The following is a 10,175-nucleotide window of genomic DNA, read 5'->3' as shown; positions in this document are numbered from 1 at the left end:
CAGGTGGGCCGCGTGGAGATTCCACAGGAAGCCTTCCTTGCTGTGCTGCAGATGGACAAGTAACAGTGAATCGAGAGTAGGGAATGGGCAATCGTAATGGCAGAGCGGACCCGCTTTGGACTGCACGATTGCCTGCTCCCCATTCCCCATTCCCATTCCGAAGGAACATGAATGAAATGGTTTGAAATCATCCTGGTCGTGCTGACCCTGGGCTCGGGCCTGGTGCTGCTGCTGGACAAGTTGTACCTGCGCAAGCGCCGTGCCGAGAAGGCCAGCCTGCTGGACAGCGAAGAGCCGGCGGTGGTGGACTACTCGCGCGCGTTCTTTCCGGTGCTGGCGGTGGTGCTGATCCTGCGCAGCTTCGTAGCCGAGCCGTACAAGATCCCCTCCAGCTCGATGATGCCCAACCTGCTGATCGGTGATTTCATCCTGGTCAACAAGTTCTCCTACGGCTTCCGCCTGCCCATCACCAACACCAAGATCATCCCGGTGGCTGAGCCCAAGCGCGGCGACGTGGTGGTGTTCAAGCCGCCGCATGCGCCGGACCAGAACTGGATCAAGCGCGTGGTGGGCTTGCCGGGTGACCGCATCGGTTTCCATGGCGATACCTTGTCGATCAACGGCCAGCCGCTGGAGTACAAGGTCAACGGCGAGTACGTGGGCAACGGCATGACCGGCGCGACCCTGTTGACGGAAATGCTGCCGGGGCGTACCCATACGGTGCTGGAAGTGCTGGGCGCGGCCAATCCGGCCGGGCAGGGCGACTGGGAGGTGCCGCAGGGGCAGTATTTCGTGATGGGCGACAACCGCGACAACAGCGAGGACAGCCGCTTCTGGACCCAGACCCACTTCCTGCCGGAAGAGAATCTGCGGGGCAAGGCGTTCATGATCTGGCTGAACTGTTCGGGTTGGTTCTGCAAGGCAAGCTTTGAACCGTCCCGTATCGGGTCGGGCATCCAATAACACACCGCGTATCTGGGGAGATCGCAATGAAGTACAAGCAAAGTGGCATGACGCTGACCTCGTTCCTGATGGTACTGGCAGTGGTGGGTTTCGCGCTTTACATCGGCATGAAGCTGTTCCCGATGTACCAGGAGTTCTATGCAGTGAAGTCGGCGATGAAGTCGCTGGCGGCGGAGTCGACCGGCGACGTGGATCCGGCGCGCGCGACCGAGTCCCTGTTCAAGCGTCTGGACATGAACTACTCCGAAAGCGTCAAGCGTGACAACGTCAAGTTCGAGCGCATCGATGCGGGTTGGCGGATGAACGTGAACTACGAAGTCCGGCGCAAGCTGATCGGCAACCTGGACATCGTCGGCAATTTCTCAAATTCCCAGGATCTGACATCAGGCAGTGGTAACTAAGACGTTTCATCGGGGTGACCTCATCGGTCACCCGTTCAAGGATCAGGGGCTGCTGAAGCAGGCCTTGACCCACCGCAGTGCCGGCGTTCCGCACAACGAGCGCCTGGAGTTCCTCGGCGACAGCATCGTCAACATGCTGATCGCCGAAGCGCTTTTCACACGCTGGCCCAAGGCCGACGAGGGCGCACTTACCCGCGCCCGTGCGTCGCTGGTCTGCGAGGGCGCGCTGGCAGTGATCGCCCGTAGCCTGCAGTTGGGCGAACGCCTGACCTTGGGGCCGGGTGAAATGAAGTCCGGCGGGCATCGGCGCGACTCGATCCTGGCCGACACCGTCGAGGCGGTGGTTGCCGCCATCTACCTGGACGCAGGTTTCGAAGCCTGCCGTGCACGGGTGCTGCCCTGGTTCGAGGCCTCGCTGTCGGCGGTGCCGGTGGGCAAGCCCGAGAAAGACCCCAAGACCCGCCTGCAGGAATGGTTGCAGGCCCGGCAGAAACCCCTGCCGGTATACGAGCTGGTATCGGAGACCGGCGACGACCACGCCAAGCACTTCCATGTGCGCTGTTGCGTGGCTGACCCTGCCGTAACGAGCGAAGGCGAAGGCACGTCGCGACGGCTGGCCGAACAACAGGCGGCAGCTGCCGCAATAGAGCAACTGGATTCCAAGTGAACGACACCTCCTCACATCGCTGTGGCAGCGTCGCGGTCATCGGCCGCCCCAATGTCGGCAAGTCGACCCTGACCAACGCCCTGGTGGGCGCCAAGGTCAGCATCGTCTCCAATCGGCCGCAGACCACCCGTCACCGCCTGCTGGGCATCGCTACCTACCCGGAAGGCCAACTGGTGCTGGTCGACACGCCCGGCCTGCACCGGCAGCAGAAGCGCGCGATGAACCGCGTGATGAACCGTGCCGCCCGCGCCTCGCTGGAAGGCGTGGATGCTGGCCTGCTGGTGATCGAAGCCGGTCGCTGGGACGAGGAAGACACCCTCGCGTTCAACGTATTGCGGGATGCCGGCATCCCGGTGGTGCTGGTGGTCAACAAGGTCGACCGCCTGAAGGAAAAGGGCGCGCTGCTGCCCTTCCTGCAGGAGATCACCGTCGGCCGCGAGTTCGCCGCGGTGCACCCGATCTCGGCCTTGAAGCGCAACGGGCTGGACGCGCTGGTGCGTGACCTGATCCGGCTGGTGCCGGAAGCCCCGCCGATGTTCGGCGAGGACGAAATCACCGACCGCAGCCAACGGTTCCTGGCCGGTGAGCTGGTCCGCGAGCAGCTGATGCGCCAGCTGGGCGAAGAGCTGCCGTATGCCACCACCGTGGAAATCGAACGCTTCGCCGAAGACGGCGCGTTGCTGCGCATCGGCGCGGTGATCTGGGTCGAGCGCGAGGGCCAGAAGGCCATCGTCATCGGCAAGGGCGGCATTCGTCTGAAGGACATCGGTGCCAAGGCACGCCTGCAGATGGAGCGCCTGTTCGGTGCCAAGGTGTTCCTGGAAACCTGGGTACGGGTGCGCGAAGGCTGGTCCGATGACGAGGCCGCGCTGAAGGCCTTCGGCTACGGCGAGCAGTAAGTTTTTCGCCGGGAATCGGCAGTGAGGAATCGGAAATGGAAACTGCCTGGTTCTGCTGCAACTTGCGATCCCGGCTGTCGGCTGGCAGGTAACAGGTCAGGTCGCGCGATGAAGGCCGACGCTGCGATGACGCACTTCCGTAGCAACGGCCTCCCGCGAGGTCGTCTGAAGGAAGCCGGCTGGTTCAAGGTGAAGGGCGGCTTCGGCTCCCGCTTCTCCATTCCCGACTCCGGGCCTTGAGATGCGTATCGAAGACCAGCCCGGTTATGTCCTGCATGCCCGTCCATGGCGGGAAACCAGCCTGCTGGTCGAGGTGCTGAGCCTGGATCACGGGCGCATCGGACTGCTGGCAAGGGGTGTGCAGGGGCCGAAGAAACAGCCCTTGCGCGCAGCCTTGCAGGCCCTGCAGTCGATACGTTTCGATGCGGTACTGGGGGGGGAACTGGCACAGCTGCGCCGCGCCGAAAGCCAGGACGTGGCCCCACGCCTGCACGGGCAGGCGATGCTGGCCGGCTTCTACGTCAACGAACTGGTGATGCGGCTGGCGCCACGGCTGGACCCCTTGCCAGAGTTGTACTTCGCGTATGCCGGCCTGCGGGCCACGCTGGGGCAGACAGGGGCCTCGCTGGCGTGGTCGCTGCGGCGCTTTGAGCGCGATCTGTTGGAAGCGTTGGGCTTCGGATTTGATTGGGCGACTGCGGCCGATGGCGAAGCCATCGATCCGGCTGCGCGTTACCGGCTGGATCCACTGCAGGGTCCCCTGCGTCTGCTCAGTGAGCGCTCCAGCAATGAACGCCGTGGCCTGGCAACTGGCGCAGCGTTGTTGGCAATGGCCGAGGACCGCGAGCCGTCGTCAACAGAGCTGGCCAGCCTGCGCCTGCAGATGCGTGCGGTGCTGCTACATCATCTGGGCGGGCGCGGTCTGAAATCCTGGGAAATGCTCGGTGAGTTGGGCCGCGGCAAGGGCTGAGGTGCTTGACGCATTCAGCTGCTGCGGTGATTGGAGCGGGACTGCCTGTTCAGCGCAGCAGGGCGCTGACCGCGCTGCCGAATTGCTGCTGGGCCTGCTGTGAGGCGGGATCGTGGTGCAGCTGGCGCACCGCGCGAGCCAGCCGGGAAGCCCCCACGAAGCCACAACTGGCCTGGAGTTTGTGCAGCTGTGCACGTAGCGCAGTGTCGTCATGACGGACCAGCGCTTGGCTGACCGCGTCGCGCGCGCCCGGCAGCTCGGAAAGAAACAGCTCGCGCAAGGCGCGCACATGCGCCTGCTGGCCATTGAGCGCGTTCAATGCGGCGGACTCGTCCCAGTCCGGTGCTGGTTCCGGGTTGCCGGGGTCATCGCCAGGCACTGCCTGGGCCAAACTGCGGCGCACGGTCCGCAACAGGGTGTCGCGGCTGATCGGTTTGGCCATGGTCGCGTTGAACCCGGCCTGTTGCAGGGCCTGTTCCACTTCCACGGTGACCTCGGCAGTGTGTGCCAGCGCCGGGGTCGAGGGGTGCTGGGCGCGCAGCTTCTGCAGCAGGCTGGGGCCGTCGCCATCGGGCAGGTTGACGTCGATCAGCCACAGGTCGTGGCGAACGCCATTGGTCAGGCGCAGCGCGCTGGCGTGCGAGTCGGCGATATCAACCGTTGCCGGCAGGGATTCCAGTACAAGCTGGAAGAAGCCCTGGCTGGTCATGTCGTCCTCGACCAGTAACAGGCGCGGCGTTGCGCCGATGCTTTGCGTATTCATCTGCTGCCTCCATGTCAGCTTTCAAACGCATATTAGCGATGCGAACGTCAGGTGCAAGCAGGGAACTACCTGACTGCGCGCATCTGCGACAATAGCCCCCCTTTTGTTGCCCGCAGCCTGTTGCCACGTGGCCCGATCCCGATCCCCCCGCATAGACAAAACCCCCTTCCAGACCGACATCCTCGACCTCAGCCACGATGGCCGTGGCGTTGCACGCCGCGAGGGCGAGGGTGGCAAGGTCACCTTCATCAGCGGTGCCTTGCCGGGTGAAACGGTGATGGCTGAACAGACCGCCAAAAGCCGCCATTTCGACGAAGCCAAAACAGTCGAAGTACTGAAGGCCTCGCCGGAACGCGTGCAGCCGCGTTGCCCGCATTTCGGCGTCTGTGCCGGCTGCGTGCTGCAGCATCTGGAAGAGTCGCAGCAGATCGTGGCCAAGCAGCAGGTGCTGACCGACAACCTGACCCGCATCGGCCATGTCAGCCCGGGCACGGTGTTGCCGGCGCTGGTAGGTGACAGCTGGGGCTATCGGCGCAAGGGCCGCTTCTCGGTGCGTCGCGTCGAGAAGAAGGACAAGACGCTGGTGGGTTTCCGCGAATTGGATCCGCGTTTCGTCGCTGATTTGTCGCAGTGTTTTACGGTGATCCCGGAGATCGGCAGCAAGGTCGGCGCGCTGTCCGCGTTCATTGAAACCCTGGACGGCAAGCGCGATATCCCGCAGATCGAGTTCATCGCCGGTGATGCCGCCATCGCCCTGACCGTGCGCCACCTGCAGCCGCTGAGCGATGCCGACAAGCAGGCCTGGATCGGCTTCGGCCAGGAGCATGGTTTCGCGATCTACCTGCAGTCCGGTGGCCTGCACACGGTGGCGCCGCTGTGGCCGGCCGAAGGCGTGGCATTGTCGTTCGCATTGCCGCAGTGGGATGTGGAGCTGGCGTTCCGTCCGCTGGATTTCATCCAGGTCAATGCCAAGCTCAACGAGAAGATGATCGCGCATGCGCTCACCCTGCTGGACGGCCAGGCCGACGAGCGCGTGCTCGACCTGTTCTGCGGGCTGGGCAACTTCACCTTGCCGCTGGCGCGTACCGTGCGCGAAGTGGTGGGCGTGGAGGGCGATGACGGCCTGGTGGCGCGCGCCCGCGAAAACGCGCAGCGCAACGGCTTGGTCAACGCCGAGTTCCATGCCGCCGACCTGACCCAGGACCAGAGCAACGCGCCGTGGATGAAGCAGGGTTTCGACAAGCTGCTGCTCGACCCGCCGCGTTCGGGCGCGATTGACGTACTGAAGCAGTTGCCGCTGAAACAGTTCAAGCGCATCGTCTATGTCAGCTGCCATCCGGGCTCGCTGGCCCGCGACGCCGGCTACCTGGTCAACGAGCAGGGCTTCACCTTGGTGTCGGCCGGTGCGATGGACATGTTCCCGCATACCGCGCACGTGGAAAGCATTGCCGTATTCGAGAAGAAGTAAGCGATGGGCATCGAGATCGAACGCAAGTTCCTGGTGACCGGCGATGGCTGGCGTGCGGCTGCGCACGCCGTCATCCCGATGGCGCAAGGCTACATCAATGACATGGCGGCGATGGACAGCGGCGCGCAGAAGGCCTCGGTGCGGGTGCGCATCCAGGACGAGGCGGGCTACCTCAACATCAAGTCGCGCGAGCTGGGCCATACCCGCCAGGAGTTCGAGTACCCGGTGCCGGTGAACGAGGCGCGCGAGCTGCTGGCGCTGTGCGTGGGTGGGCTGATCGACAAGCGACGCCACCTGGTGCAGCACGGCGGCCTGCTGTGGGAAGTGGATGAGTTCCTCGGTGACAACGCCGGGCTGGTGGTGGCCGAAGTGGAGTTGGACAGCGCCGACCAGGTTCTCGACAAGCCGGACTGGGCAGGCGCCGAAGTCACCGACGAGCTGCGTTATTACAACCTGGCCTTGGCTTCCAAACCGTACAGCCAGTGGTGAAGTGCCCGTAGTGCCGAGCCATGCTCGGCAGGGGCTTAACAAGCAAACCCTGTAGTGCCGAGCCATGCTCGGCAGAGGCATTACCGGCAAAGCTTCAGCCGAGCATGGCTCGGCACTACATTCGAATCTAGGAACCCTCATGCGCATCGATATCTGGTCCGACGTGGTCTGCCCCTGGTGCTGGATCGGCAAGCATCGCTTCCAGCGTGGACTGGAATTGCTGGGTGAGGACGCACCGGAGGTCGACGTGCACTGGCATCCGTTCCTGCTCGACCCCACCGCCGATACCACCCCGGTACCGCTGCGCGAGGCCTATGCGGCCAAGTTTGGTGGCATCGAGCGCACCAACCAGATGCTGGCGCAGACCCAGGGCGCCGCCCAGGCCGAAGGCCTGCCGATGGATTTCGACAAGGGCCAGGTCAAGGTCAGCACGCTGCCCGCGCATCGGCTGCTGTGGCTGGCCGGACAGAGCGGGGTGCAGGAACAGGTCGGTGAGGCACTGTTCCGCGCGCATTTCGCCGAAGGCCGCAACCTGGCCGATCCGCAGGTGTTGATCGCCGCCGCTGCTGCCGGTGGCATCCCCGCCGAGCGGGTGCAGGCCATGCTGGCCTCCGACGAGGGCCTGGCCCAGGTCCAGGCCGGGCTTGGCCAGGCGCAGGCGCTGGGCATCCAGTCGGTGCCGACCTTCGTGATCAACGGCAAATACGCCGTGCAGGGCGGGCAGCCCCCGGAAGTGTTTGCCCAGGTGCTGCGCAAGATCGCCGCCGAGCAGGCGCCGGCCGCCGCCAGCGGCGATGAACAGGCCTGCGGCCCGGAGGGCTGCAGCATCTGAACGCGGGCTCTGACGCGACCGGCGCCATCTGCGACAATGCGCAGCTACGCCGCAGCCTGCGGCGGCTTGGAGTCCTTGCATGCTTTTGATCGGCGTTGCCGGCACTGAATTGACCGCCCAGGAGCGCGACTGGCTGCAGAACGACGCCGTGGCCGGGGTGGTGCTGTTCAAGCGCAACTTCGCCTCGCGCGCGCAGGTGGTGGAGCTGAGCGCGGCCATCCGTGCCGCTACCGCCCGCCCGCTGTTGCTGGCGGTGGACCAGGAAGGCGGCCGCGTGCAGCGCTTCCGCGAGGGCTATGCTGAACTGCCGCCGCTCGATGGCCTGGGCAAGCGTTATGCGACCGACCCCGAGGGCGCGCTGGCGCTGGCCGAGCAGCACGCCTGGCTGATGGCCAGCGAGATCCGCGCCAGCGGCCTGGACCTGAGCTTCGCGCCGGTGGTGGATGTGGGCCATGGCAACCTGGCCATCGGCAACCGTGCCTTCGGCGAAGACCCGCAGGTGGTGGCGGCGCTGACCGCTGCCTATGTGCGCGGCATGCACTCGGTGGGCATGGCTGCCACCCTCAAGCATTTCCCCGGCCACGGCACCGTGCGCGAGGATACCCACGTCGATACCGCGGTGGATCCGCGCCCGCTGGCGGAAATCCAGGCCCATGACCTGATACCGTTCCAGGCCGGCATTGCCGCCGGCGCCGATGCGGTGATGATGGCGCACGTCATCTACCCGCAGGTGGCACCGGAACCGGCCGGCTATTCGCCGCGCTGGATCAACCAGATCCTGCGCGAGCAGCTGGGCTTCCGCGGCGTGGTGTTCTCCGACGATATCGGCATGGCGGCCTCATTCGCTGCCGGTGGGGTCAAGGGCCGCGTCGATGCGCACCTGGATGCCGGCTGCGACGTGGTGCTGGTCTGCCACCCGGAGCTGGTCGAGGAATCCCTGCAGGCGGTGGCCAGCCGCCGCCTGAACACCGCCGCCGTGCTGAGCCTGATCGGCCGCGGGGCGATGGGCTGGGGCGGCCTGCTGGCCGATGCCCGCCACACTGATACCTGTAATCATCTGTTTGAAAACCTTGGAAGAACCGCCTGATGTCCAGCAAACTCACTCTTGAACAAGCCGTGGCCCAGGCCGACCTGCTGGTCGACCGCCCCACCATCGACACCGCCATCGCCGGCATCGCCGACGCCATCGCGCGCGATTACAAGGGCGAAGTGCCGGTGTTCATTTCGATCATGAACGGCGCGCTGCCGTTCGCCGGCCAGCTGGCGCTGGAACTGGGCGCGCGCGGCCAGGATGCACAGTTCGACTACATGCAGGCTTCGCGCTACCACGGTGAGAGCGGCGGCGAGCTGGTGTGGAAGCACCGCCCGGTGTCGGCGCTGTTCGGCCGCCGGGTGATCCTGGTCGACGACATCCTGGACGAAGGCTTCACCCTGCAGGGCGTGCGCGAATGGTGCCTGGAGCAGGGCGCCACCGACGTGCGCATCGCCGTGCTGACGGTGAAGAAGCACGACCGCTGCCTGCCGGGCGTCAAGGCTGACTATGCCGGCATCGAGCTGCCGGATCGTTTCGTGTTCGGCTTCGGCATGGACGTCAGCGAATCGCTGCGCTCGCTGCCGGCCATCTACGCAATGAAGCAGTAATACCGTCAGCCGGTGCGCCCAGCATCGGTCAGCGGTTTGATCGCGCGGGGCACGCCAGGGGGCGTGACCTGCGCCTGCCCGAGCAGAACATCAGGAATGAGCATGGAACCTATCGCCCTGGCCGTGATTGGCGGCACCGGCGTCTACAAGTTGGCGGCGCTGGACGATGTCCAGACACATGAAGTGGAGACGATCTACGGCGCGCCCTCCGGCCCGGTCCGGGTTGGCCGCCTCGATGGCAAGCGCGTGGCCTTCCTGGCACGCCATGGCGAGGGCCATTCGATCCCGCCGCACAAGATCAACTATCGCGCCAACCTGGCGGCGCTCAAACAGCTTGGTGCCACCCGCGTGCTGGCGCTGAACACCGTCGGTGGCATCACCGACAACTTCGGCCCGCGTGTGCTGGCCTGCCCGGATCAGCTGATCGACTACACCTGGGGGCGGATATCGACCCTCAGCGAGGAGGAGGGCAGCGAGGTGCTGCACGTGGACTTCGGCCACCCCTACACCCCCTCGTTGCGCGCGCAGGTGCTGGCGGCGGCGCGCGCGCAGGGCGTGGCCCTGCAGGACGGGGGCTGTTACGGCGCAACCCAGGGCCCGCGGCTGGAGACCAATGCCGAGATCGCGCGCATGCGCCGCGATGGCTGTGACCTTGTCGGCATGACCGGCATGCCCGAAGCAGGCCTGGCGCGTGAGCTGGGGCTGGACTATGCCTGCCTGGCGATCGTCGCCAATTGGGCCGCAGGCTGCGGTGATGCGGGCGAGATCACGATGGAGGAGGTGCTGGAAAACGTGGCCGCCGCATCGTCGGGTTTGCCAACTTTGGTGGGTGAATTGGCCCGGGGGTGATTGTCATCCTCGCCCAAGCTTTGCATACTCAGCTGGTACGCCATTCAGCGTACATCAATCCATTCATCGAAGAAGGTCTCGCATCACCATGCCGAACGGTACCGTCAAGTGGTTCAACGACGCCAAGGGATTTGGCTTCATCTCACCGGAGGACGGCAGCGCCGATGTCTTCGCGCACTTCTCCGCGATCAATTCCAAGGGCTTCCGCAGCCTGCAGGAAGGCCAGCGCGTCA

General features: G+C 65.2%; 13 protein-coding genes. 12 read left to right on the top strand and 1 reads right to left on the bottom strand.

All coding sequences use genetic code 11. From position 1 onward, the window contains the following. The first annotated feature begins 171 nt into the window (after positions 1-171). From lepB to recO, 5 genes are all read left to right on the top strand, one after another. Positions 172-963: a signal peptidase I gene (gene lepB, locus B2527_RS09915; RefSeq protein ID WP_293711353.1), complete on the top strand. Its 792-nt coding sequence runs from the start codon at positions 172-174 to the stop codon at positions 961-963. 26 nt (positions 964-989) lie between these two features. Further along, entirely contained in the window at positions 990-1,364 is a 375-nt protein-coding gene (locus B2527_RS09910; protein WP_293711350.1) for a DUF4845 domain-containing protein, read from the top strand. After that, positions 1,354-2,031, top strand: a complete 678-nt coding sequence (rnc, locus tag B2527_RS09905; protein ID WP_293711347.1) for a ribonuclease III — start codon at positions 1,354-1,356, stop codon at positions 2,029-2,031. Before B2527_RS09910 ends, rnc begins: the two co-directional genes overlap by 11 nt. Next, positions 2,028-2,930, top strand: coding sequence for a GTPase Era (era, locus tag B2527_RS09900; RefSeq protein ID WP_293711344.1), 903 nt, complete (start codon positions 2,028-2,030; stop codon positions 2,928-2,930). Before rnc ends, era begins: the two co-directional genes overlap by 4 nt. Before the next feature lie 241 nt (positions 2,931-3,171). After that, on the top strand, positions 3,172-3,900 hold the full coding sequence (gene recO, locus B2527_RS09895) for a DNA repair protein RecO (protein WP_293711341.1): 729 nt from the start codon (positions 3,172-3,174) through the stop codon (positions 3,898-3,900). A 49-nt stretch (positions 3,901-3,949) separates the two neighbouring features. Here the strand turns inward: recO and B2527_RS09890 are convergent, their stop codons facing one another. Further along, positions 3,950-4,663, bottom strand: coding sequence for an Hpt domain-containing response regulator (locus B2527_RS09890; RefSeq protein ID WP_293711338.1), 714 nt, complete (start codon positions 4,661-4,663; stop codon positions 3,950-3,952). Positions 4,664-4,790: 127 nt separating this feature from the next. Here B2527_RS09890 and rlmD point away from each other — a divergent pair, with 127 nt between their 5' ends. From rlmD to B2527_RS09855, 7 genes are all read left to right on the top strand, one after another. Continuing rightward, positions 4,791-6,131: a 23S rRNA (uracil(1939)-C(5))-methyltransferase RlmD gene (rlmD, locus tag B2527_RS09885; RefSeq protein WP_293711335.1), complete on the top strand. Its 1,341-nt coding sequence runs from the start codon at positions 4,791-4,793 to the stop codon at positions 6,129-6,131. Between the two features lie 3 nt (positions 6,132-6,134). Further along, positions 6,135-6,620, top strand: a complete 486-nt coding sequence (locus B2527_RS09880) for a CYTH domain-containing protein (RefSeq protein WP_293711332.1) — start codon at positions 6,135-6,137, stop codon at positions 6,618-6,620. 139 nt (positions 6,621-6,759) lie between these two features. Beyond that, complete coding sequence (locus B2527_RS09875) at positions 6,760-7,452, top strand: DsbA family oxidoreductase (protein ID WP_293711330.1); 693 nt, start codon at positions 6,760-6,762, stop codon at positions 7,450-7,452. A 79-nt stretch (positions 7,453-7,531) separates the two neighbouring features. Further along, positions 7,532-8,539 (top strand): beta-N-acetylhexosaminidase, encoded by a 1,008-nt coding sequence (gene nagZ, locus B2527_RS09870; protein ID WP_293711328.1) that lies wholly within the window; start codon positions 7,532-7,534, stop codon positions 8,537-8,539. Continuing rightward, the gene (locus B2527_RS09865; protein ID WP_293711325.1) at positions 8,539-9,093 is read left to right on the top strand and encodes a hypoxanthine-guanine phosphoribosyltransferase; all 555 of its coding nucleotides are present in this window, start codon (positions 8,539-8,541) and stop codon (positions 9,091-9,093) included. Before nagZ ends, B2527_RS09865 begins: the two co-directional genes overlap by 1 nt. 102 nt (positions 9,094-9,195) lie before the next feature. Beyond that, positions 9,196-9,942 (top strand): S-methyl-5'-thioinosine phosphorylase, encoded by a 747-nt coding sequence (locus B2527_RS09860; RefSeq protein WP_293711322.1) that lies wholly within the window; start codon positions 9,196-9,198, stop codon positions 9,940-9,942. Between the two features lie 88 nt (positions 9,943-10,030). Further along, the coding region (locus tag B2527_RS09855; RefSeq protein WP_293711356.1) for a cold-shock protein at positions 10,031-10,175 on the top strand (145 nt) is incomplete at its 3' end.

The sequence above is a fragment of the Stenotrophomonas sp. UBA7606 genome, assembly GCF_002477705.1.
In the GTDB taxonomy this organism is placed as follows: Bacteria; Pseudomonadota; Gammaproteobacteria; order Xanthomonadales; family Xanthomonadaceae; genus Stenotrophomonas.
The sequence above is the reverse complement of the archived record's forward strand: the minus strand, read 5'-3'. Positions and strand labels throughout refer to the sequence as shown.